The organism is Variovorax sp. MHTC-1 (assembly GCF_003984645.1).
Lineage (GTDB): Bacteria > Pseudomonadota > Gammaproteobacteria > Burkholderiales > Burkholderiaceae_C > Variovorax.
Genome location: NZ_RWKI01000004.1, coordinates 332,577 through 354,696, shown reverse-complemented (window position 1 = coordinate 354,696; position 22,120 = coordinate 332,577). Strand labels below are relative to the sequence as shown.

Below are 22,120 nucleotides of genomic sequence, written 5' to 3'. Positions count from 1 at the left end.
ACAAGGGTGCGATCGATGATCGAACAATCTCGTGCGACTTTCGCGCGGAATAGGGGTTTGTCCCCGGGTGCGCGAGGCGGGCTGCCTGACCGATACGGTCTTGCTTTCGCACCCTTTTCACGACGGTACGCAAAGGCCCGCACACATACTTTTTTGCATTTTTCCGGGTTAACCCCTGGCTGAGGCGCCAACGCTTGCTTCTACTATTTATTCAACTTGAATTAATTAATTGACTCCCTTCCCGGGTCAGGAGACAGCCAAGTGACGACAGCCGGTCCCGGTCGGGGCACCAATTCGGTCAACCTGCGCCTCTACAACGAGCGCAGCCTGCTGCAGCGGCTGCGCCGGGCCGGCGAGGCGTCGAAGGCCGACTTGGCACGCTGGGCCCAGCTCACCAACACGGCCGTCGGCAGCATCGTGCAGTCGCTCGAGGAGTCGCGGCTGATCGAGCCCGCGGGCCGCCGGCAGGAAGGCCAGCGCGGCCAGCCCGCCGGGCTCTACCGCATCAATCCCGAAGGCGCCTACGGCATCGGCGTGCGGCTGGACCGCACCAGCATCGAGACCGTGATGATCGACCTCGGCGGCAAGATCCTGGCGCGCGCGGCCCACGACATGCTGCTGCCCCACCCCGACCGCGCGCTGGCGCTGGTGCAGAAGGACGTGAGCCGGATGATCGCCACGCTCGACGCGGCGCAGCAACGCCGGCTCATGGGCGTCGGCCTGGCGCAGCCCTACAACCTCGGCAGCTGGCTGCGCGAGCTGGACCTGAAGGCGGACTTCCGCATCTGGGACGAGGTCGACTTCGGCGCGATGCTGGCGCGCGCCGTGGACCAGCCCGTCTTCAAGGAGAACGACGGCAACGCGGCTGCGATCGCCGAGTTGTTCTTCGGCATCGGCCGCGAGGAGAACGACTTCCTCTACATCTTCATCGGCGCGGCGCTGGGCGCGGGCGCGGTGATCGGCGGCGAAAGCCTGCGCGGCCCCACCGGCAACGCGGCCGACCTCGGCCTGATGCCGGTGCCGCCCAGCCGCCTGGCCTCGGCCCCGCTGTCCGACCGGCGCTGGGACATCCTGCTCTCGCGCGCCTCGCTCAACGCGCTGGCGCGCCACCTGCGCCACCACGGCATCGCCGTGCGCGGCCACGCCGACCTCGAGGCTTGCGTCAAGTCCAGCCGGCCCGAGGTGCGCGAATGGATCGACGACTGCATCGATGCGCTGGTGCCGTCGACACGCGCATCGCTGGCCGTGCTCGACCTGCCGGTGGTGGTGATCGACTGCGACATCGACAGCGGCCTGATCGACGAGCTCATGAAGCGCCTCGACGTAGGCCTGCGCGCGATCGCACCTGAGGCGCGCCAGACCCCGCGAATCCTGCGCGGCAGCTTCCGCGCCGACGCCGGTGCGATCGGCGCGGCCAGCCTGCCGATGTTCTTCAACTTCTCGCCGCGCGCGGACGTGCTGCGCGGACGTTCACGCCCCCGCCACCCGGAGACAGCGAATGCATGAAGCACCCCCCGCGCTGCTGGAGCTGCGCAAGATTTCCAAGACCTTTCCCGGCGTCAAGGCGCTGCAGGATGTGCGGCTGCGCGCCAGCGCCGGCCACGTGCATGCACTGATGGGCGAGAACGGCGCCGGCAAGTCGACGCTGATGAAGGTGCTGTCGGGCGCCTACATGCCCGACCCCGGCGCCGAGATCCTGATCGACGGCAAGCAGGTCCATATCGACGGTCCGCTCGCGGCCAAGCAGCTCGGCGTCTCGGTGATCTACCAGGAGCTGAGCCTCGCGCCCAACCTCAGCGTGGCCGAGAACATCTACATGGGCCGGGCCCTGCGACGCGGCGGCCTGGTCGACCGCGCCGGCATGGAAAGCGCCTGCGCGGCCACGCTGCAGCGCCTGGGCGCCGACTTCGGCTCGGCGACGCGCGTCGCGACGCTTTCAATCGCGCAGCGCCAGCTGGTCGAGATCGCGCGCGCGGTGCACTTCGACTGCCGCATCCTGGTGATGGACGAGCCGACCACGCCGCTCTCGACGCACGAGACCGACCGCCTGTTCGCGCTGATCAAGCGCCTGCGCGACGAGGGCCTGGCGATCCTCTACATCAGCCACCGCATGGACGAGATCGACGAGCTCGCCGACGAGGTCACAGTGCTGCGCGACGGCAGTTACGTCGGCACGCTCACGCGCGCCGAGTTCTCGCGCGACAAGCTGGTGAAGATGATGGTGGGCCGCGATCTCTCGGGCTTCTACCGCAAGGAGCACCACGGCCAGCACACCGGCGACCGCGCGCTCACGGTGCGCGGCCTCGGCGACGGACAGCGCGTGCACGACTGCAGCTTCGAGCTGCATGCGGGAGAAGTGCTCGGCCTGGCCGGCCTGGTCGGCGCCGGCCGCACCGAGCTGGCGCGCCTGATCTTCGGCGCCGATCCGAGCACCGGCGGCGAGATCTCCTTGAATGGCAGCGGCGCGCTGCTGAAGATCGCCAAGCCGATCGACGCGATCCGCTCGGGCATCCTCTACCTCACGGAGGACCGCAAGGGCCAGGGCCTGTTTCTCGACCAATCGGTGCGCGACAACATCAACGTGATGGTGTGCCCGCGCGACGCGAACGCCGGCGGCGTGATGGACGGCAAGCGCGCCGCCCAGCGCGCGCGCGACGCGATCGCGCAGCTGTCGATCCGCGTGCCCTCGGCGCGGGTCAACGTAGGCTCGCTCTCCGGCGGCAACCAGCAGAAGGTGCTGCTGGCCCGGCTGCTCGAATTGGCGCCGAAGGTGCTGATCCTCGACGAGCCGACGCGCGGCGTCGACATCGGCGCCAAGAGCGAGATCTACCGCCTGATCGACGAGCTGGCACGACGCGGCGTCGCGGTGCTCGTGATCTCGAGCGAACTGGCCGAGGTGGTCGGCATCTGCGACCGTGTGATCGTGATGCGCGAAGGCCACCTCGTCGGCGAGGTGGGCGGCGCGAGCGCCCTGCCCATCACCCAGGAAAACATCGTCGCGCTGGCCACCGGCGCGGCCGCCATCCACGCCCCCGTTCTGCACTGAGCCAAACAAACGGCGCAACAGGAGACATCCCCATGACCAAGCAGACCTCCCCCGCCATCCCGGCACCGGACAACGCCGCCCTGCCCTCCGCCCTGCGCGGCGCCTCCGGCAAGGAGATCATGCGTGCCCTCGGCATGCTGCCGGTGCTGGTGCTGCTGTGCATCGGCTTCAGCTTCGCGAGCGACAACTTCTTCAGCCTGCAGAACCTGTCGATCATGACGCAGCAGGCCTCGATCAACATCGTGCTGGCCGCCGGCATGACCTTCGTGATCCTCACCGGCGGCATCGACCTGTCGGTGGGCTCGATCCTCGCAGGCTCCGCGGTGGTGGCGATGCTGGTGTCGAACGTGCCGGAGTTCGGCATGCTCGGCATTGCCGCCGGCCTGGCCTGCGGGCTGCTGTTCGGCCTGATCAACGGCGTGCTGATCGCCTTCGTCAAGCTGCCGCCCTTCATCGTGACGCTGGGCTCGCTGACCGCGGTGCGCGGCATCGCGCGGCTGCTCGGCAACGACACCACCGTGTTCAACCCGCAGCTGCCCTTCGCCTTCATCGGCAACGGCGAGGTGCTGGGCGTGCCCTGGCTGGTGATCATCGCCTTCGCGGTAGTGGCGCTGTCGTGGTTCATCCTGCGCCGCACCGTGCTGGGCTTGAACATCTACTCGGTCGGCGGCAACCCCGAGGCCGCGCGCCTGGCGGGCATCAAGGTCTGGGCGGTGCTGCTCTTCGTCTACTGCACCTCCGGGCTGCTCTCGGGCCTGGGCGGGGTCATGGCCTCGGCGCGGCTCTACGCGGCCAACGGCCTGCAGCTCGGCGCCTCGTACGAGCTGGACGCGATCGCGGCGGTCATCCTCGGCGGCACCAGCTTCGTCGGCGGCACCGGCTCGATCCTCGGCACGCTGATCGGCGCGCTCATCATCGCGGTGCTGACCAACGGCTTGATCCTGATGGGCGTCTCCGACATCTGGCAGTACATCGTCAAGGGCCTGGTGATCATCGGCGCCGTCGCGCTCGATCGCTATCGCCGCAAAGATTCCGCCAGAACATGAGCCCTCCCCCAGGCTCCGCGCACTTCGTGTCGCTCCTCCAACCCCCTCGCTGGGGGCAACACCAGCGGCCCGGCAAAGCCGGTTCCGCGGTGTTCCCCGCAAATGCTTTTTCCCACCGCAACCAAGGAGACTCTTCCATGCGCAAGTCATTGTTCGCACTCGCCGTCATCGCAGCGGCACTCGCTGCCCCTGCGGCGCAAGCCCAGCAGAAGCAGATCAAGAGCGTCGGCATCACGCTCGGCTCGCTCGGCAATCCCTTCTTCGTCTCGCTCGCCAAGGGCGCCGAAGCCAAGGTGAAGCAATACAGCCCGAACGCCAAGGTCAATGCGCTGTCTGCCGACTACGACCTCAACAAGCAGTTCTCGCAGATCGACGGCTTCATCGCCTCGGGCACGGACATGATCCTGGTCAATGCGGTCGACGCCAAGGCCATCGAGCCCGCGCTGCAGAAGGCCAAGAAGGCCGGCATCGTGGTGGTGGGCGTGGACGTGGCGGCCAACGGCGCCGACGCGACCGTGCAGACCAACAACGTGCAGGCCGGCGAGCTCGCCTGCCAGTACATCGTCGACAAGCTCGGCGGCAAGGGCAACGTGATCATCCAGAACGGCCCGCAGGTGTCGGCGGTGATCGACCGCGTCAACGGCTGCAAGACGGTGCTGAAGAAGAGCCCCGACATCAAGATCCTGTCGGACGACCAGGACGCCAAGGGCTCGCGCGAAGGCGGGCTCAACGTGATGCAGAACCACCTGACGCGCTTCCCCAAGATCGACGCCGTGTTCGCCATCAACGATCCGCAGGCCATCGGCGCCGATCTGGCGGCCAGGCAGCTGAACCGCAAGAACATCGTCATCACTTCGGTCGATGGCGCGCCCGACATCGAAACGGCGCTCAAGAGCGACACGCAGGTGCAGGCCTCGGCCAGCCAGGACCCGTACATGATCGCGCAGAAGGCGGTCGAGATCGGGCACGACATCATGAACGGCAAGAAGCCCGCCCAGCCGATGACGCTGCTGCCCTCGACCTTGATCACGCGCACGAACGTCAAGGACTACAAGGGCTGGCAGGCCCCACGCTGATCGCACAACAGGGAGTACAGCAATGTTCGTGGTCTGCGGCGAAGCCCTGATGGATGTCTACATGGGCGAATGGACGGCCACCGGCATGACGCTCGATTCGCGCATCGGCGGCTCGCCGCTCAACGTGGCGCAAGGCCTGGCGCGGCTGGAACGGCCGGTGGCCTTCCTGGCCGGCCTCTCGACCGATGCCTGCGGAGAGCGCCTGCTGGCCTCGCTGCGCGACGAAGGCGTCGATACCTCGCTGGTGCTGCGCAGCGATGCGCCGAGCACGCTCAGCGTGATCAGCGTCGACGCTGCAGGCGTGCCGCGCTATGCCTTCCACGGCACGGGCGCGGCGGACCGGCAGATCACGCTCGACACGCTGCCGCCGCTGCCAAAAGCGGCGCGCGTGCTGCAGTTCGGTTCCTACGCGCTCGCGGTGGAACCGGTCGGAAGCGCGCTGCGCGCCCTGGCGGCGCGCGAGCGCGAACGGCTGCTGATCGCCTACGACCCCAACGTGCGGCTCAACGTCGAGCCCGACCTCGCGCGCTGGCGCGCGGTGGTCGAGCAGATGGTGTCGATCGCGCACCTGGTCAAGGTCAGCGACGAAGACCTGGGGCTGCTCTATCCGGCCGAAACGCCGCCGCAGGTGGCGGCACGCTGGCTCGAGCGGGGCGCGAGCCTGGTCGCGGTGACGCGCGGTCCCCATGGGGCGAGCGCATGGACCCGGGCGGCGCAGGCCGAGGTGCCCTCGCCGGAGACCGAGGTGGTGGACACGGTCGGCGCGGGCGATACCTTCCAGGCCGCGCTCCTGACCTGGCTGGACGAACACGATGCGCTCACGCCCGAGGCGCTGTCGGCGCTCGACCCTGCGTCGCTCGCCGACCTGCTGGGCTTTGCCGCCCGCGCCGCCGCGATCACCTGTTCGCGTCGCGGCGCAGACATGCCGCGGCGGGACAAGCTGAGCTGAGGCTTTTCAGAGCGCGCCGAATCCTTCGATGAATGGCTCGATGGCGAGGATGGGGAACTTGGTTGCCCCCGACAGCACCAGGAGATCGCGGTCGCCCGTCACCAACATCGCCTTGCCGGCGGCCGCGAGTTGCAGGAAGGGCAGATCGAAGGGGTCACGGCACACCGGCACTGCCGGCGGGGGATCGGGCAGCGTGACCACCTGAGCAAAGGGAAGGTAGTCGGCCAGCAGCTCTTCGCGCTCCTGCGGCGAGAGCCGGAACTTGGGGTAGCCCAGCACGCGCACCAGCTCACCCGCGGTCGCCGTACTGATGAGCGGCGTGCAGGCGCCTTGCTGCCACAGTTCGCGCAGCCGCCGCGTCGCCGGTCCGCCGAACAGCAAGGCCGAAAGAACCACATTGGTGTCGAACACCACCCGCCGGGCGGCCACGCGCTCAGGCCTTGCGCCTTGTGGCGGGAGCGCCGCCGGCCGAGCGTGCACGCTTGACGCGATAGGCGGGCGGCGGCTCGGCCGCCATCAGCGCAGCCGGTTCGGCTCCCTGCCGCGCCCAATCAATGGCGTCGCGGACGTCCACGTCGCTCAAGCCCAGCGCCGCAAGCTTGGCGCGGACCGCATCGCCGCGCTGGATCCGCACTGGCGTCAGCACGATCTGGCCGTCGTGCACCGCGACGTCGAAGTACTCCGTGGCCCCGACCTGGTCCGTCACGCTGCGCGGCAGCGTGAGCTGGTTTTTGGAGGTCATCTTGGCAAGCATGGGGATGTTCCTAAAGTAAGGAATCCTTACTTTAGCCATCCATCCCCGAGAGGTCAACCGCCCGCTTCCAGCCTCTGAGCCCGCCACGCGCAAGCACTGCCCACGACGGCGAGCAGGGTCGCCACGCCGAACATCGCCACATAGCCGAACTGCTGCGCGATCGCGCCGCCGGCGAGCACGCCGAGCACGCCGCCGAAGCCGTAGCCGATCACCGTGAAGAGCGCCTGCCCGCGCCCGCGCAGCCGTCCCGGGAAGTGGCGCGACACCATCGCGATGCAGGCCGTGTGGTGCGCGGCGAACGAGAGCGCGTGCAGAGCCTGCGCCACCACCAGCGCCCAGACCCAGGGGCCGCATCCCGCGGTGATGCCCATGCGCAGCACCGCGGCGATGCCGCAGATCAGGAGCCAGCGTGGCATCGCGAACAGGCCCAGCAGCCTGCCCTGCAGGTAGAACCACGCGATCTCGGCCACCACCGACAAGGCCCACAGCAGGCCGATGGTCCCCTTGCCGTAGCCGAGCGAATCGAGGTACAGCGAGAGAAAGCCGTAGACCGCGAAGTGCGCCATCACGTGGAAGAACAAGGAGATGAAGAACCAGCGCACGGCCGGAATTCGCAGCACCGGCCCGACCGGCTCCTTCGCTTCGGTGTGGGCCACCGCCGGCTCCCGGACGTCGGGCAGGCGCAGCGTCGCGATCAGCACGATAGCGAGCGTGCCGCCCGCCCAGGCCGGGAAGTGCCCCATGCCGAACTGCTCGAACCATTCGCCGGCAAAGAAGACCGTGACCAGGAAGCCCGCCGATCCCCAGAGCCGGATGCGGCCATAGCGCCCCCAGTCGCCGGCCACCAGGTGCGCCATGGCCGCTTCGGTGAGCGACATCATCGAACTGGTGTGCGTGAACATCACCAGCAGCACCAGGCCCAGCCACCAGGCGCCGCCGTGCCACCACAGCCCCAACGAGGAGACCAGCGCTACCGCCGCGCTGATGCGCAGCAGCAGGACGCGCTGGCCCGTGTGGTCGCTCAACGCGCCCCACGCATACGGCGCGAAGACCCGCGTGACGGACTGCACCGAGGTCAAGAGGCTGATGGTGAAGATCGGCAGCCCCAGATCCTTCAACCACAGCGGCAGGTACGGGTTGAAGAAGCCGATGTGCGCGAAGTAGCTGGCCGAGAGTGCCGCAAAGGCCAGCAGGTGGCCGCGGCCGCCGGTCGAGGTCGGCCCCGGCGTCGGCACTAGAGGAAGGACGACTGCGGCGACGGCTGCGCCTCGTCGGCGGCTTGCCCCTGCTCCTGCTCTCCCTGCACGTCGCCGCACTGCGCGCGGTTGCGCAGCGCATGCTCCATCACGACCAGCGCCAGCATCGCCTCGGCGATCGGTGTCGCGCGGATGCCGACGCAGGGGTCGTGCCGGCCCTTGGTGACGACCTCGACCGGCTGGTTGTTGACGTCGACCGAACGGCGCGGGCTGATGATCGAGCTGGTCGGCTTGATCGCGATGCTGACCTCGAGGTCCTGCCCCGTCGTGATGCCGCCGAGCGTGCCGCCGGCGTTGTTGCTTTCGAAGCCCTCGGGCGTGATCGAGTCGCCGTGCACCGTGCCGCGCTGCGTGACGCTCGCGAAGCCGGCGCCGATCTCCACACCCTTGACGGCATTGATGCCCATCATGGCCCAGGCGATGTCGGCGTCCATCTTGTCGAACAGCGGCTCGCCGAGGCCCACCGGCACCTTCGAGGCGGTCACGCGGATGCGCGCGCCGCAGGAGTCGCCGGCCTTGCGCAGCGCGTCCATGTAGGCCTCGAGCTGGGAGACGTCGGCGATGGGCGCGAAGAAGGGATTGTTGGGCACATGCTCCCAGCTCTCGAAGGGAATCGCGATGTCGCCGATCTGCGCCATGCAGCCGCGGAACACCGTGCCGTACTTCTCGAAGAGCCACTTCTTGGCCACCGCGCCGGCCGCGACCATCGGCGCCGTGAGCCGCGCCGACGAGCGGCCCCCGCCGCGCGGATCGCGGATGCCGTATTTCTTCCAGTAGGCGAAGTCGGCATGGCCGGGACGGAACTGCTGCGCGATCTGGCCGTAGTCCTTGCTGCGCTGGTCGGTGTTCTGGATCAGCAGCGCGATCGGCGTGCCGGTGGTCTTGCCCTCGTACACGCCGGAGAGGATCTGCACCGCGTCGGGCTCGTTGCGCTGCGTCACGTGGCGGCTGGTGCCGGGGCGGCGGCGATCGAGGTCGCCCTGGATGTCGGCCTCGCTGAGCGCCATGCCGGGCGGGCAGCCGTCGATGACGCACCCGATGGCGGGACCATGGGACTCGCCGAAGTTGGTAACCGCGAAAAGGGTGCCGAAGGTGTTGCCGCTCATGCCAGCCCCCACGTTCGGCACTTCGTGTCCTCGCTGCCCCCCGAAGGGGCCTTCGCTTGCTTGAAGCGGTTCTGCGCTGCGCTCATGCGGCGGATTATCCCAACAAAGTGGCCTCGGCATCCCCCGATGGCTCGGCCGGCGGCGTTCCCACGCGCCTCAGCATGACTGCAGCCAGTACCGCGGCCGCGAGCGCCACCGCCGCGCTGATGGTGGCCGTCATTTCGAAGGCCCGCGCGAAAGCTTCGCGCCCCGCATCCAGCAAGGCCGCGCCGGCAGGTCCGGGCAGCGTCGCCGCCGTGTCCGCCGCGACGCCGAGATTGGCGCGCGCGGCCTCCATGGCCTCGGAGGGCACGCCGTCCAGCCGCGCCTCGCCCATGGCGTGCCGATAGATGGCGACGATCACGCTGCCCAGCATCGCGATGCCCAGCGCGCCGCCGAACTCCGAGCTCGTTTCCGAGATGGCAGATGCCGCACCGGCGCGCTCGGGCGGCGCGGTGCCGACCATCAGATCGACCGCCAGCGTGAACGCGAACGAAAGCCCCAGCGACAGGATCCCGTAGGCCACGACCAGCCTGACCAGGCCGTCGATTCGGTCCACCGTGCTCAGCAAGGCGAAGCCCGCCGCGGCCACGGCCAGCCCGCCCGCCACCACGAAACCGGGGCGCACCACCCGCACGAGCCGCGGCGCGATGGTGGACCCGATGGCGAAGGCCACGCCCGAAGGCACGCTCCACAGGCCCGCCTGCAAGGGCGACAGACCGAGCACCAGCTGCAGGTACTGCGCGATGAAGAGGAACCCGCCGAAGGCGATGAAGAAGGCCAGCGTATTGATCGCGAGCGCAGCGCTGAAGGCCGGCACGCGGAACAGCCGCAGCTCGATCAGCGGATCGGCCAGCCGCCCCTGCCGGCGGATGAAGGCGATGCCGATCGCCACGCCCACCGCGATCGCCGCCAGCGGCAGCACGCCCACGCCCGCTTCCGCGATGCGCTTGAGCCCATAGATCACGGCGAGCACCGCCAGCAGCGACTGCGCCGCACTCAGCAGGTCGAGCCGCCCGGCCTGCGCGTCGCGGTACTCGGGCAAGAGCCAGGGCCCGAGCGCAAGCAGCAGCAACATGACCGGCACGCCGATCAGGAACACCGAGCCCCACCAGAAGTACTCGAGCATGGCGCCGCCGACCAGCGGGCCGATGGTGCCGCCGATCGAGAAGCTCGCGATCCAGATGCCGATGGCCACGCTGCGCTCGTGCGCGTCGAGGAACATGTTGCGGATCAGCGAGAGCGTCGAGGGCGCGAGCGTGGCGCCCGCGATGCCCAGCAGCGCGCGCGTGGCGATCAGCATCGCGGCACTGGTCGAGAAGGCTGCCAGCACCGAGGCGATGCCGAAGCAGGCCGCGCCGATCAAGAGCAGCCGGCGCCGGCCGATGCGGTCGCCCAGCGTGCCCATGGTGATCAGCGAGCCCGCGAGCATGAAGCCGTAGATGTCGACGATCCACAGCATCTGGGCGCTGGTCGGATGCAAGGCGGCGCTCAGGTGCGGCACCGCGAGGTTGAGGACCGTGAGGTCCATCGAATAGATCATGCAGGGCAGCGCGATGACGGCCAGGCCGATCCATTCGCGCGTGCTGGCCCTGGCGCCGGCGGCCGAGCTGTTCATGGCTTGCCTTCCCAGACCACCACCGGCCGCACTTCGATGCTGCCCACGCGCGCGGACGGAATGCCGGCGGCGAGGCGCACAGCCTCTTCCTCGTTCGCGGCTTCGACCAGGTAGAAGCCGCCGAGCTGCTCGTTGGTTTCGACGAAGGGGCCGTCGGTAACCGACAGCTTGCCATTGCGCACGCGCACGACGGCGGCCGTGCGCGCGGCCTCCAGGCCCTCCGATGCGACCAGCTGTCCGCTGGCGCGCAGCTGGTCGTCGTAGTCGAGATGGGCATTCACGAAGTCGCGCAGCTCGCCGGGCGAAAGCACGCTCATCTGTTCGGCGGTGGCGAAGATCATGCAGAGATATCTCATGGCGCGATCCTTTCGACCTTCGCGACCGGGCGCACCTCGATGCTGCCGTACTTCGCGAGCGGAATTCTTGCGGCCACCTGGATCGCCGCGTTGAGGTCCTGGACGTCGATCAGGATGAAGCCGCCGAGCTGCTCCTTGGTCTCGGCGAAGGGGCCGTCGGTCTGCGACAGCTTGCCGTTGCGCACCTGCACGACCTTGGCGGTCTTCACCGACTGCAGGGCTTCCGCGACGATCAGCTGGCCGCGCGCATCGAGCTCCTTGTCGTAGTCCATCGAATCGGCGTCCAGCGTGGCGCGTTCGCTCGGCGTCATCGTCTCGAGCAGCTTGTGGTCGAAATAGACCATGCAGAGGTATTTCATGGGCATCTCCAGAAAAATGGGGTGGCTGACACCACTGGTCGAACGCAGAGGCCGCCGATCGACATCCGCGTGCGCTCGAATTTGTTTCAGGATGCAAGCTCGGCCAGCCGCCGCTCGAGAAACTGCCGCTCGGGGGCCTGGCGCACGAGCGTCAGCGCACGTTCGTACGATGCCCTTGCTTCCGCCGTGCGGCCGAGGCGCCGGCACAGGTCGGCGCGTGCCGCGTGGGCCAAGTGGTAGTCCGCGAGCTCGCCGCGCGCGAGGATGTCATCGATGAGCGCCAAGCCGGCCGCTGGCCCGTCGCGCATCGCGATCGCGACCGCGCGGTTGAGCGCCACCACCGGCGAAGGCTCGGCGCGCAGCAGCACCTCGTAGAGGCCGGCGATCTGGGTCCAGTCGGTGGATTGCGAATCCGCGGCTTCGGCATGCACCGCCGCGATGGCGGCCTGCAGCGTGTAGGGCCCGAAGCGGCGCGACGAGAGCGCGCGCATCACGAGCGCGGAACCCTCCTCGATCGATGACTTGTTCCACAGGCTGCGATCCTGTTCGTCGAGCAGCACCATCTCGCCCGACGGCAAGCTGCGCGCGGCACGCCGCGACTCATGCAGCAGCATCAGCGCCAAGAGGCCCATGACCTCCGGCTCGGGCAGCAGTTCGAGCAGCAGCCGGCCGAGCCGGATCGCCTCGGCCGACAGGTCGGGACGCGTCAGCGTCTCGCCGGACGAGGCCGCATAGCCTTCGTTGAACACCAGGTAGACCACGCGCAGCACGGCATCGAGCCGTTCGGCCAGTTCGGCTACCGGCGGCACCTGGTAGGGAATGCGTGCCTCTCGGATCCTGGCCTTGGCGCGCACGATGCGCTGCGCGATCGTCGGCGCCGGCACCAGGAAGGCATTGGCGATGTCCTCGGTGGCAAGGCCGCAGACTTCGCGCAGCGTCAGCGCGACCTGCGCATCGGGCGCCAGCGCCGGATGGCAGCAGGTGAAGACGAGGCGCAGGCGGTCGTCCTCCAGCGCCTCGGCATCGGCATCGCGCTCGTCCCAGGCGAGCGCCGGGTCGGAGATGCCCTCGACCGCGCCGTCTGCGTCCTCCCAGGCGTCGAAGCGTGCGCGGCGGCGGATGACGTCGATGGCCTTGAAGCGTCCGACGGACACCAGCCAGGCGCGCGGGTTGCCCGGGATGCCGCTCGCAGGCCACTGCTCGAGCGCCGCGCGAAAGCCGTCGTGCAGCGCCTCCTCGGCCAGGTCGAAATCGCCGAGCAGGCGCACCAGCGTCGCGAAGATGCGGCGCGACTCGCTGCGGTAGAGCGCGTCCACCGCCTCGCGCACCGCGGCCGGCGCTGTTGCCATCAGGCCGCTTCCGCGTTGCCGAGCAAGGCCTCCAGCTTCACCAGCGAGCCGGTCCAGCCGTGTTCGTGGCCTTCGCGCGCGGCCTCGTCGACGAACTGCTCGTGGCGCAGCACCAGCTCACAGCCGCGGCCCGCGGGCTCGATCAGCACCGTGACGCGCGATTCGCGCTCGGGCGTGCTGTGCCAGGCCCAGCTGAAGACCAGCTTGCGGTTCGGAACGATCTCGCGGTAGGTGCCGCCGACCTCGTGCCGCTCGCCGCTCGCGTCCAGCATCACCACCCGGAAGCGGCCGCCCACGCGCAGGTCGATCTCGCAGGCTGGCACCGAGACGATCTCGGCCGGGCCGAACCACAGCTTCAGCGCTTGCGGGTCGGTCCACGCCCGCCAGACTTTCTCGCTGTCGACTTCGTAGTGCCGGCGGAGCGTGAGCGAGGGGCGTTCTTGGTCTCGGGTGGCAGGGCTCGCCATGCGGTCTCCTCTTGGTGGTACAGGAAGCGGGCCAGGGCGTCGAGGCGCTCGGCCCAGAATTTTTCATAGCGCGACAACCACACGGCGGCCTCCTGCATAGGCTGTGGCGAGAGCTCGCAGCGCACGATGCGGCCCTCCTTCGTGCGGGAGACGAGCCCGGCGTTCTCGAGCACGCGCAGGTGCTTCATGAAGCCGGTGAGCGACATGCCGTGCGGCTGCGCGAGTTCGGACACGGTGAGGCCGCCACCCTCCTCCAGCGTTTCGAGCACCGCGCGGCGCGTCGAATCGGAAAGCGCGGCGAAGACGGCATCCAGGGTGTCTGCATCAGAGTGAACCATGCGGTTGAGTTTCGAAGCGCGCAGCACCCTTGTCAAGCCGCACGCGGGTTCCCGCTCCTACGCCTCGGAAAGTAGGCACGCGGCCGAGGGCCAAGACCTCGTTGGCTTACTGAGTTTTCAGTAATTCTTGAAATTACAGCAAATTGACGCCACAATCGCGCCATGGCCGACCACGACGCTACCGACAGCAACGCGCAACTCCCTCCCCTCAGCCGCCAGTTCGTCGCTCACTTCGGCGAGATGGGCAGCAAGTGGGGCATCAACCGCACCGTCGGCCAGATCTATGCGCTGATCTTCATATCGGAACGCGCGCTCAACGCCGACGAGATCGCCGAGCTGCTCGAGTTCTCGCGCTCCAACGTCAGCGTGGGCTTGAAGGAGCTGCAGGCCTGGCGCCTGGTGCGGCTGCGCCACCTGCCCGGCGACCGCCGCGAGTACTTCGAGGCGCCGGCCGACGTCTGGGAAATCTTCCGCGTGCTGGCCGAAGAGCGGCGCCGGCGCGAGATCGAACCCACGCTGTCGATGCTGCGCAATGCCTTGCTCGAATCGCCCACCAGCGCGGCCGAGCGGCACGCGCAGGCCCGCATGAAAGAGATGCACGAGCTGATTGACCGGCTCATGACCTGGTTCGATGATGTCCAGAAGCTGGCGCCGGAGACCGCCATGCAGCTCATGGGCATGGGTGCGAAGGTGACCAAGGTGCTCGAATTCAAGGATCGCCTCACCGGCCGCACGGCGCCCAGGCCACCCGCGGCCTCCAGGGTGTCGAAGCCCGCCAAAAAGGAACAGTGAACGTGGACATCGACACCCTCCTCCTGTCGCGCATCCAGTTCGCGGCCAACATCAGCTTCCACATCCTCTTCCCCACCATCAACATCGCGCTCGGCTGGGTGCTGGTGTTCTTCCGCCTGCGCACGATGAGCGCGCGAGGCACGCCGGCCGCGCAGCAATGGGAGGCCGCCTACTATTTCTGGACCAAGGTGTTCGCGCTGAGCTTCGCGCTCGGCGTGGTCTCGGGCATCACGATGAGCTTCCAGTTCGGCACCAACTGGCCGGGCTACATGGAAAAGGCCGGCAACATCGCCGGGCCGCTGCTCGGCTACGAGGTGCTCACCGCCTTCTTCCTCGAAGCCACCTTCCTCGGCATCATGCTGTTCGGCCGCGACCGCGTGTCCGAGCGCATGCACCTCGTCGCGAGCCTGATGGTGGCGGGCGGCACCACGCTGTCGGCCTTCTGGATCCTGGCGCTCAATTCTTGGATGCAGACGCCCAGCGGCTACGAGATCGTGGACGGCCGCTTCCACGTGCTGAGCTGGTGGGACGTGATCTTCAGCCCGTCCTTCCCCTTCCGCCTGGCGCACAAGCTGCTGGCTTCGACGCTGACAGTGTCCTTTCTGATCGCCGGCCTGAGCGCCTGGCAGCTGCTGCGCAACACGCCCCATGCAGGCACGCGCAAGGCGCTGCGCGCCGGCGTCGCGATCGCCGCCATCGCGATCCCGCTGCAGATCTTCATGGGCGACCTGCACGGCTTGAACACGCTCCAACACCAGCCGGCGAAGATCGCCGCCATCGAAGGCGTCTGGCACACCGAGAAGAGTGCGCCGCTCACGCTCTTCGGCTGGCCGAACGAAAAAGAAGGCCGCACCGACTACGCGATCCAGGTGCCGAAGCTCGCGAGCCTGATCCTCGCCCACGACATCGACGCCGAGATCAAGGGCCTGAACGAGTTTCCCAATGCGCATCCGCCGGTTGCGCCGGTGTTCTGGAGTTTCCGCGTCATGGTGGGGATGGGCGTGCTGATGCTGGTGGTGTCGTGGTGGGCCGCCTGGGTGCTGCTTCGCCGCCGCAAGCAACACAGCGCCGAAGCGCCCGAGCCGCGCCGGCTGCTGTGGGCGCTGGCGGCCATGACCTTCTCCGGCTGGGTCGCGACGCTGGCCGGCTGGTACGTGACCGAGATCGGCCGCCAGCCCTTCATCGTCTACGGGCTGCTGCGCACCGCCGACGTGGTGGCCGAGCATCCACCCGCGCTGGTGGGCGGCACCCTGGTGGCCTGGCTGCTGCTCTACGTGATCCTGCTCGGCTCGTACGTGGCGGTGCTCAAGTACATGGCCGAGCATCCTTCGACACCCGCCCCCTCGGCCCCGAAGCCGGTAACCACCCGCGCCGACCCCGCCGCACTGGGAAGCTGAAATGCAAGAACTGAACTGGGCTACCGCGCTGCCCCTGATCTTCATGGCCGTGATGGGCCTGTCGCTGATGATCTACGTCGTGCTCGACGGCTACGACCTGGGCGTCGGCATCCTGCTGCCCTTCGCCACCGACGACGAGAAGGACGTCATGGTGTCGAGCATCGGCCCCTTCTGGGATGCCAACGAGACCTGGCTGGTGCTCGGCATCGGCGTGCTGCTGGTGGCTTTTCCGCTGGCGCATGGCGTGGTGCTGAGCGCGTTGTACCTGCCCGTCACGCTGATGCTGGTGGGGCTCACGCTGCGCGGCGTTTCCTTCGATTTCCGAGTGAAGGCGCGCGACGAGCACAAGCGCGCGTGGAACCGGGCCTTCTCGATCGGCTCGCTGGTGGCCGCCATGGCGCAGGGCTGGATGCTCGGCAGCTATCTCACCGCCTTCAGTCACAGCGGGCTCTCGCTGGCCTTCAGCCTCGGCATCGCGCTCACGCTGCCGACCGCCTACGCCATGCTGGGCGCCGGCTGGCTCATCATGAAGACCGGCGACGCGCTGAAGGAGAAGGCAGTCCGGTGGGCCCGCGCGGTGCTGTGGCCGATGGGCATCGCGCTGGTCGCGATCTCGATCGCCACCCCGATCGTCAGCCCGAATGTGTTCGACAAGTGGTTCAGCCTGCCGCAGCTGATCGGGCTGCTGCCGATTCCGCTCGCCTGCGGCGCCGCCTTCTTCGCGATCTTTCAGGTGATCTCCAAGCCCAGGGTGGTCGCGGCAGGCTATGGCTGGATCGTGTTCGCCTGCACCGTGCTGATCTTCCTGCTGGCTTTCCTCGGCCTGGCCTACAGCATCTACCCCTTCGTGGTACTGGACCGGTTGACCATCTGGCAGGCCGCCAGTTCGACCGAGGCGCTGGTCGTGATCCTGATCGGCGTCGCCATCACGCTGCCGGCCATCATCGGCTACACGATCTTCATGTACCGCGTGTTCTGGGGCCGCGCCCAGGCCCTGAGCTACGGCGCAGCGCCGCCGGCGGAAGCCGCCGTCCGCTCGCCCTGAGACCGCCGCGAGGCCGATGCTACGATCGTCCGGACTCCGGCCCCGCGAGAGTGAAATTGAAAATCCTTTCCATCACACCGACTTACCTTCCCGAAGTTGGCGGCATCGAGTCCGTGGTGCGCGAGCTTGCGCTGCGCAGCTCGGACAAGGGCAGCCAGGTCGACGTGGCGTACGTGTCGTCGCGCCACAGCGTGTTTTCGGCCCGCGAGCTCGACGGCATCAAGGTGTACCAGGTGCCCGTGGTGGGCAATCGCCTGGCCGGCTATGCGCGCGAGCTCGGCCGGCTGGCTGCCGGCTACGACCTGCTGCACGTGCACGATCCGCAACTGATGATGCTCACCGGCAACGTGCTTCTTCAATGCCGCGACATCCCCGCGGTGCTCAGCACGCACGGCGGCTTTCGCCACACGGCCAAGCACGGCGCGATCAAGTGGCTGCACGAGCGCGTGCTGATGCGCCGCCTGCTGCGCCACTACCGGAAGATCCTCGCGAGCAGCGAATCCGACACCGCCTACTTCAGCCGCTTCTCGGACCGGGTCGAGAAATGCGAGAACGGCATCGCCTACTCGAAGTTCCAGGGCGGGCGCCTCACCGGTGCGCCCGATCCGACGAAGTGGATCTACTGGGGCCGCTGGTCGCGCAACAAGCGCATCGACGCGGTCATCGACACCGTGGCCATGGCGAGGGATCAGGGAGTCAAGATCGACCTGCTGATCGCCGGGCCCGATTTCGACAACCTGGGCGGATCGCTGCAGGCGCAAATCGGCGCCCTCCAGCTCGATGACGCGGTCAGGCTGCATCCCTACATCGAAGACGCCGATTTGCTGCGTGAGCTGCAGCAGCGCACGGTCTTCGTCACCGGCAGCGAGTACGAGGGCTTCGGCATCGGCATCCTGGAGGCGATGGCCGCCGGCAAGATCGTTCTGTGCCGCGACATGACGCCGATCAACGGCTTCGTCGAGCCCTCGGTCAACGGCTTCTTCCTCGATTTCGACATCGGCGCCAAGGATTTGGCCGTGGTGCGCGAGGTCGCGAGCCTCGACGCCGAGCGCTGCGCCGCGATGTCGACGGCTGCGCAGCAGCGTGCCAAGCGCTACGACTGGGAGGTCGTCGCCGAGACCTTCTCGGCGCACTACGCGCAGGCGCTCGCGGCAGGCCGCTAGCAATTCAGGAAGCAGCCACCGCCCCGCAGAGCAGCAGGGCCGCGAACAAGGCCAGCACGGCGCGCCAGGTGGCGGGCCGCGACTCGACCCAGCGGTAGAGCAGCATCGCCGCGACGATCGACAGCGCGAAGGTGGCCAGGAGGCCGAACAGGTCGACCCAGGGCCCATCGGGCGCAAGCCCATCGAAGGCCGCGCTCACCAGCAGCAGCACCGGAAAGTGGATGAGGAACAGCGAATACGAGATGCGCCCCAGCCGCAGCAACGGCTGCGCGAGCGGCGGCCATGCGGCCGGCTCGTGCCCGGCGCGGCGCTGGATCACCGCCAGCAGCAAGGCCGTGACCAGCGCCGTGGCGATGCGGCTGCGCCAGTCGAGCGCCAGCGCTGCGGCGCCGACCAGCAGCAGCAGCACGATGCCGAACTGCCACGTGCTGCGCCGCGTCGCGCGGCCGATCCAGAACACGCCCATGCCCAGGCCGTAGGCGCCGAAGAAGTAAAGCGCCGTGTCGTCGAGCTCCGCGTGGCGATTGAATACCGCCAGCGAGGCGAGGGCCAGCACCAGCACCAGCGCCACGGCGAGCCAGCGCGATCGCTCCGGCCGCATCGACCAGCGCCGCTGCAGCAGTTCGGAGAAGCCGATCGCCGCGAGCGCCAGCACGAAGAGCTGGAAGTCGATGGCCACGTACCAGACGCCGGTGGACAAGGCGTCGTAACCGAGCAGGTCCTGCAGCAGCAGCCCGTGCGCCAGCAGCTGCGCCATGATGGGGGCCGCGGGCACGGCCTCGTCGTTCAGCCACGGCCGCACGAGCGCGGCGGCCAGCACGCTGAAGCAGAGCGCGGCCAGGTAGGGCATCGCGAGCCGGCCGTAGCGCTGGAACACCCGGACCAGCGGCCTGTCGATCCGCAGCACGCCGTCCGGCGCCAGGCTGCCCGCCGCCAGAAAACCCGCCAGCACCAGGAACACCTGCACCGCGAGCCGGCCGTCCTGCGCCAGCCAATCGAACAGGCCCGGCGCCAGAGAGGACGCACCCGCCGGCAGCGGGCCGTAGCGCGCAAGGTGATGCCCGACGATCACGGCGCAGGCCAGGCCTTTCACCGCATCGAGCAGCGGCATGCGCGCCGCGGCGGCCGCAGCGGCGTCAGAGCGCAAGGCGGCGTCGCGCTTCGTCGTATTCGCGTTTGAGCTTCTCGATGAAGGCGGCTGCGCTCGCGACCTCGGTCACGGCCCCGATGCCCTGGCCCGAACCCCAGATGTCCTTCCAGGCCTTGGCCTTGCTGCCATCGCCCCCGCCGAAGTTCATGGTCTTGAGCTCGCCCTGCGGCAGGTTGGCCGGGTCCATGCCGGCAGCCACGATGCTGGGCGCGAGGTAGTTGCCGTGCACGCCGGTGAAGAGGTTCGAATAGACGATGTCGTCGGAGGTGCCGTCGACGATGGCCTGCTTGTACTCGGTGCTGGCGCGCGCCTCCTCGGTGGCGATGAAGGCGGTGCCGATGTAGGCGAAGTCGGCGCCCATGGCCTGTGCCGCGAGCACCGCGCCGCCGGTCGCGATCGAACCCGACAGGGCGATCGGCCCATCGAACCACTGGCGGATTTCCTGCACCAGCGCGAAGGGGCTCTTGATGCCGGCATGGCCGCCGGCGCCGGCCGCCACGGCGATGATGCCGTCGGCACCCTTCTCGATCGCCTTCCGCGCGAAGGCGTTGTTGATGATGTCATGCAGCGTCACGCCGCCGTAGCTGTGGACCGCATCGTTGACATCGGTGCGCGCGCCCAGCGAGGTGATGACGATCGGCACCTTGTACTTCACGACCATCTCCATGTCGTGCTCGAGCCGGTCGTTGCTCTTGTGCACGATCTGGTTGATGGCGAAGGGCGCAGCGGGCTTGTCCGGATTCGCCTTGTCGTAGGCCGCGAGCTCCTCGGTGATCTCGGCCAGCCAGTCCTCGAGCTGCGACGCGGGCCGCGCATTGAGCGCTGGCATCGCGCCGACGACGCCGGCCTTGCACTGCGCGATCACGAGCTTGGGGTTGCTGATGATGAACAGCGGCGAGCCGATGATCGGCAGCGGGAGGTTGGCGAGAACGGGGGGCAGCTTGGACATGGGGTCTCCGTGGCGATGTTGATGACGATGAATTCAGAAAGCGTCGAGCGCCAGCGCCGTCACGCTCTCGGCGCCGTCGACGATGCTGTCGCGCAAGCCCGGCGCCTTGTTGAGGATGTGCTCGGCATAGAAGCGCGCGGTGGCGATCTTGGCATTCATGAAGGCGGTGTCGGTGCCGGCCGCAGCGAGCTTCTCGGCCACCAGCAGCGAGCGCGCGAGCTGCCAGCCGGCCACCAGGTTGCCTGCCAGCATCAGGTAAGGCACGCTGCCCGCGAAAACCGCGTTCGGCGATGACTTGGTCTGGCCGGCGACGAAGTCGACCACCTCGACGAAGGCTTCGCGCGCGGCCTTGAGTCGCTTGTGCACTGCGCGTGCCGCGGCGCTGTCCTGCTTCGCGAGCTCGGCTTCCGTCTTCTCGATCTGCGCGGCAATCGCCTTCGCGGTCTGCCCGCCGTCGCGCGCGGTCTTGCGGCCCACCAGGTCATTGGCCTGGATTGCGGTCGTACCTTCGTAGATGGTGAGGATCTTGGCATCGCGCAGGTACTGCGCCGCGCCGGTCTCCTCGATGAAGCCCATGCCGCCGTGCACCTGCACGCCCAGAGACGCGACCTCCAGGCTCATCTCGGTGCTGTAGCCCTTGACCAGCGGCACCATGAATTCGTAGAAGGCCTGGTTCTGCCGGCGCGTGTCGGCGTCCGCGTGGCGGTGCGCCGCGTCGTATGCGGCCGCGGCCACCGCGGCCATGGCGCGGCAGCCCTCGGTATAGGCGCGCATTGTCATCAGCATGCGCTTGACGTCGGGGTGATGGATGATCGGCGCGCTGGCATTGATCGAGCCGTCGACCGGGCGGCTCTGCACGCGGTCCCTGGCGTAGGCCACCGCCTGCTGGTAGGCGCGCTCGGCGATCGCGATGCCCTGCATGCCCACGGCGTAGCGGGCCGCGTTCATCATGATGAACATGTACTCGAGGCCGCGGTTTTCCTGGCCTACGAGATAGCCCACAGCGCCGGGTCCGGCGCTGTTTGCGATGCTCGCCGCCATGCCGTCGCCGTACTGCAGCACGGCGGTGGGGCTGGCCTTGATGCCCAGCTTGTGCTCGATGCTCACGCAGTGCACGTCGTTGCGTTCGCCGAGCGACCCGTCCTTGTCGACGAGGAACTTCGGCACCACGAACAGGCTGATGCCCTTCACCCCCTCGGGCGCGCCGGTCACACGCGCGAGCACGAGGTGCACGATGTTCTCGGCCATGTCGTGCTCGCCGTAGGTGATGAAGATCTTGGTGCCGAAGATCTTGTAGGTGCCGTCGGGTTGCGGTTCTGCGCGGCTGCGCACCATTGCGAGGTCGCTGCCGGCCTGCGGCTCGGTCAGGTTCATGGTCCCGGTCCACTGCCCGCTCACCAGCTTCTCGAGGTAGGTCGTCTTGAGTTCGTCGGAGCCGGCCGTGAGCAGCGCCTCGATGGCGCCGTCACTGAGCAAGGGACACAGCGCGAAGCTCATGTTGGCCGAGTTGAGCATCTCGCCGCAGGCCGCGCCGATGGTCTTGGGCAGGCCCTGGCCGCCGAAATCGGCCGGGTGCTGCAGGCCCTGCCAGCCGCCGGCGACGTACTGCGCAAAGGCTTCCTTGAAGCCGGGCGTGGTCGCGACCCGGCCGTCCTTGAACGAGGACGGATGCCGGTCGCCCGCGACGTTGAGCGGCGCGATCACGTCGCGGTTGAAACGCGCGCACTCCTCGAGCACGGCCTGGGCGGTTTCGAGGCCGGCGTCTTCGAGGCCCGGCATCTGCGAGACCTGCGCGATGTTCGCGAGGTGCTCGATATCGAACAGCATGTCCTTGATGGGGGCGGTGTAGCTCATGGTGTCTCCTG

General features: G+C 68.3%; 22 protein-coding genes. 9 read left to right on the top strand and 13 right to left on the bottom strand.

All coding sequences use genetic code 11. From position 1 onward, the window contains the following. The first annotated feature begins 261 nt into the window (after positions 1-261). The 5 genes from EJI01_RS09695 (at position 262) to EJI01_RS09675 (ending at position 6,117) form a co-directional block, all read left to right on the top strand. On the top strand, positions 262-1,506 hold the full coding sequence (locus EJI01_RS09695; RefSeq protein WP_126836894.1) for an ROK family protein: 1,245 nt from the start codon (positions 262-264) through the stop codon (positions 1,504-1,506). Further along, positions 1,499-3,046, top strand: coding sequence for a sugar ABC transporter ATP-binding protein (locus EJI01_RS09690; RefSeq protein ID WP_126836893.1), 1,548 nt, complete (start codon positions 1,499-1,501; stop codon positions 3,044-3,046). Before EJI01_RS09695 ends, EJI01_RS09690 begins: the two co-directional genes overlap by 8 nt. Positions 3,047-3,078: 32 nt before the next feature. Continuing rightward, entirely contained in the window at positions 3,079-4,092 is a 1,014-nt protein-coding gene (locus tag EJI01_RS09685) for an ABC transporter permease subunit (protein ID WP_126836892.1), read from the top strand. Positions 4,093-4,229: 137 nt separating this feature from the next. Beyond that, the gene (locus EJI01_RS09680; protein WP_126836891.1) at positions 4,230-5,168 is read left to right on the top strand and encodes an ABC transporter substrate-binding protein; all 939 of its coding nucleotides are present in this window, start codon (positions 4,230-4,232) and stop codon (positions 5,166-5,168) included. 22 nt (positions 5,169-5,190) lie between these two features. Continuing rightward, positions 5,191-6,117 (top strand): carbohydrate kinase family protein, encoded by a 927-nt coding sequence (locus tag EJI01_RS09675; protein WP_126836890.1) that lies wholly within the window; start codon positions 5,191-5,193, stop codon positions 6,115-6,117. Positions 6,118-6,123: 6 nt separating this feature from the next. Here the strand turns inward: EJI01_RS09675 and EJI01_RS09670 are convergent, their stop codons facing one another. From EJI01_RS09670 to EJI01_RS09625, 10 genes are all read right to left on the bottom strand, one after another. Further along, positions 6,124-6,546 carry a putative toxin-antitoxin system toxin component, PIN family gene (locus EJI01_RS09670; RefSeq protein ID WP_126836889.1) on the bottom strand — a complete coding sequence of 141 codons (423 nt, stop codon included), beginning with the start codon at positions 6,544-6,546 and terminating at the stop codon, positions 6,124-6,126. 4 nt (positions 6,547-6,550) lie between these two features. Then, entirely contained in the window at positions 6,551-6,871 is a 321-nt protein-coding gene (locus EJI01_RS09665; RefSeq protein ID WP_260602385.1) for a hypothetical protein, read from the bottom strand. Between the two features lie 53 nt (positions 6,872-6,924). Beyond that, the gene (locus tag EJI01_RS09660) at positions 6,925-8,106 is read right to left on the bottom strand and encodes an MFS transporter (protein WP_126836888.1); all 1,182 of its coding nucleotides are present in this window, start codon (positions 8,104-8,106) and stop codon (positions 6,925-6,927) included. Then, positions 8,106-9,233, bottom strand: coding sequence for a chorismate synthase (aroC, locus tag EJI01_RS09655; protein ID WP_126836887.1), 1,128 nt, complete (start codon positions 9,231-9,233; stop codon positions 8,106-8,108). Before aroC ends, EJI01_RS09660 begins: the two co-directional genes overlap by 1 nt. Positions 9,234-9,327: 94 nt before the next feature. Then, positions 9,328-10,905: an MFS transporter gene (locus EJI01_RS09650; RefSeq protein ID WP_409513943.1), complete on the bottom strand. Its 1,578-nt coding sequence runs from the start codon at positions 10,903-10,905 to the stop codon at positions 9,328-9,330. Beyond that, entirely contained in the window at positions 10,887-11,246 is a 360-nt protein-coding gene (locus tag EJI01_RS09645; RefSeq protein WP_126836885.1) for a YciI family protein, read from the bottom strand. Before EJI01_RS09645 ends, EJI01_RS09650 begins: the two co-directional genes overlap by 19 nt. Next, complete coding sequence (locus EJI01_RS09640; RefSeq protein WP_126836884.1) at positions 11,243-11,605, bottom strand: YciI family protein; 363 nt, start codon at positions 11,603-11,605, stop codon at positions 11,243-11,245. The genes EJI01_RS09645 and EJI01_RS09640 overlap by 4 nt, the downstream gene beginning before the upstream one ends. 86 nt (positions 11,606-11,691) lie before the next feature. Further along, on the bottom strand, positions 11,692-12,954 hold the full coding sequence (locus EJI01_RS09635; RefSeq protein WP_126836883.1) for an RNA polymerase sigma factor: 1,263 nt from the start codon (positions 12,952-12,954) through the stop codon (positions 11,692-11,694). Continuing rightward, positions 12,954-13,421, bottom strand: a complete 468-nt coding sequence (locus EJI01_RS09630; protein WP_126836882.1) for an SRPBCC domain-containing protein — start codon at positions 13,419-13,421, stop codon at positions 12,954-12,956. The genes EJI01_RS09635 and EJI01_RS09630 overlap by 1 nt, the downstream gene beginning before the upstream one ends. Beyond that, complete coding sequence (locus EJI01_RS09625; RefSeq protein WP_126836881.1) at positions 13,310-13,759, bottom strand: ArsR/SmtB family transcription factor; 450 nt, start codon at positions 13,757-13,759, stop codon at positions 13,310-13,312. Before EJI01_RS09625 ends, EJI01_RS09630 begins: the two co-directional genes overlap by 112 nt. Positions 13,760-13,921: 162 nt before the next feature. On the opposite strand from EJI01_RS09625, the gene EJI01_RS09620 reads away from it, so the two are divergent. Genes EJI01_RS09620 through EJI01_RS09605 form a run of 4 tightly spaced genes read left to right on the top strand, consistent with a single transcriptional unit; the run spans position 13,922 to position 18,156 of the window. Beyond that, the gene (locus EJI01_RS09620) at positions 13,922-14,551 is read left to right on the top strand and encodes a GbsR/MarR family transcriptional regulator (RefSeq protein ID WP_126836880.1); all 630 of its coding nucleotides are present in this window, start codon (positions 13,922-13,924) and stop codon (positions 14,549-14,551) included. Between the two features lie 8 nt (positions 14,552-14,559). Next, on the top strand, positions 14,560-15,948 hold the full coding sequence (locus EJI01_RS09615) for a cytochrome ubiquinol oxidase subunit I (RefSeq protein WP_185878881.1): 1,389 nt from the start codon (positions 14,560-14,562) through the stop codon (positions 15,946-15,948). Between the two features lies 1 nt (position 15,949). Further along, positions 15,950-16,993, top strand: coding sequence for a cytochrome d ubiquinol oxidase subunit II (locus EJI01_RS09610; RefSeq protein WP_126836878.1), 1,044 nt, complete (start codon positions 15,950-15,952; stop codon positions 16,991-16,993). A gap of 56 nt (positions 16,994-17,049) precedes the next feature. Next, a complete protein-coding gene (locus EJI01_RS09605; RefSeq protein ID WP_185878877.1) occupies positions 17,050-18,156 on the top strand; it encodes a glycosyltransferase family 4 protein in 1,107 nt (368 codons plus the stop codon). A gap of 4 nt (positions 18,157-18,160) precedes the next feature. Here the strand turns inward: EJI01_RS09605 and EJI01_RS09600 are convergent, their stop codons facing one another. The 3 genes from EJI01_RS09600 to EJI01_RS09590 are packed head-to-tail and all read right to left on the bottom strand — an operon-like array spanning position 18,161 to position 22,109. Then, positions 18,161-19,303, bottom strand: coding sequence for an acyltransferase (locus tag EJI01_RS09600; RefSeq protein ID WP_260602384.1), 1,143 nt, complete (start codon positions 19,301-19,303; stop codon positions 18,161-18,163). Beyond that, entirely contained in the window at positions 19,293-20,255 is a 963-nt protein-coding gene (locus EJI01_RS09595) for an NAD(P)H-dependent flavin oxidoreductase (protein WP_126836876.1), read from the bottom strand. Before EJI01_RS09595 ends, EJI01_RS09600 begins: the two co-directional genes overlap by 11 nt. Positions 20,256-20,288: 33 nt before the next feature. Further along, complete coding sequence (locus EJI01_RS09590; RefSeq protein WP_126836875.1) at positions 20,289-22,109, bottom strand: acyl-CoA dehydrogenase; 1,821 nt, start codon at positions 22,107-22,109, stop codon at positions 20,289-20,291. Positions 22,110-22,120 lie beyond the last annotated feature (11 nt).

What these genes read in the sequence shown, in the direction of transcription:
- EJI01_RS09690 (WP_126836893.1), top strand. Translation starts at nt 1,499, where the DNA reads ATGCATGAAGCACCCCCCGCGCTGCTGGAGCTGCGCAAGATTTCCAAG.
- EJI01_RS09685 (WP_126836892.1), top strand. Translation starts at nt 3,079, where the DNA reads ATGACCAAGCAGACCTCCCCCGCCATCCCGGCACCGGACAACGCCGCC.
- EJI01_RS09680 (WP_126836891.1), top strand. Translation starts at nt 4,230, where the DNA reads ATGCGCAAGTCATTGTTCGCACTCGCCGTCATCGCAGCGGCACTCGCT.
- EJI01_RS09675 (WP_126836890.1), top strand. Translation starts at nt 5,191, where the DNA reads ATGTTCGTGGTCTGCGGCGAAGCCCTGATGGATGTCTACATGGGCGAA.
- EJI01_RS09665 (WP_260602385.1), bottom strand. Translation starts at nt 6,871, where the DNA reads ATGCTTGCCAAGATGACCTCCAAAAACCAGCTCACGCTGCCGCGCAGC.
- aroC (WP_126836887.1), bottom strand. Translation starts at nt 9,233, where the DNA reads ATGAGCGGCAACACCTTCGGCACCCTTTTCGCGGTTACCAACTTCGGC.
- EJI01_RS09645 (WP_126836885.1), bottom strand. Translation starts at nt 11,246, where the DNA reads ATGAGATATCTCTGCATGATCTTCGCCACCGCCGAACAGATGAGCGTG.
- EJI01_RS09640 (WP_126836884.1), bottom strand. Translation starts at nt 11,605, where the DNA reads ATGAAATACCTCTGCATGGTCTATTTCGACCACAAGCTGCTCGAGACG.
- EJI01_RS09635 (WP_126836883.1), bottom strand. Translation starts at nt 12,954, where the DNA reads ATGGCAACAGCGCCGGCCGCGGTGCGCGAGGCGGTGGACGCGCTCTAC.
- EJI01_RS09630 (WP_126836882.1), bottom strand. Translation starts at nt 13,421, where the DNA reads ATGGCGAGCCCTGCCACCCGAGACCAAGAACGCCCCTCGCTCACGCTC.
- EJI01_RS09625 (WP_126836881.1), bottom strand. Translation starts at nt 13,759, where the DNA reads ATGGTTCACTCTGATGCAGACACCCTGGATGCCGTCTTCGCCGCGCTT.
- EJI01_RS09620 (WP_126836880.1), top strand. Translation starts at nt 13,922, where the DNA reads ATGGCCGACCACGACGCTACCGACAGCAACGCGCAACTCCCTCCCCTC.
- EJI01_RS09610 (WP_126836878.1), top strand. Translation starts at nt 15,950, where the DNA reads ATGCAAGAACTGAACTGGGCTACCGCGCTGCCCCTGATCTTCATGGCC.
- EJI01_RS09595 (WP_126836876.1), bottom strand. Translation starts at nt 20,255, where the DNA reads ATGTCCAAGCTGCCCCCCGTTCTCGCCAACCTCCCGCTGCCGATCATC.
- EJI01_RS09590 (WP_126836875.1), bottom strand. Translation starts at nt 22,109, where the DNA reads ATGAGCTACACCGCCCCCATCAAGGACATGCTGTTCGATATCGAGCAC.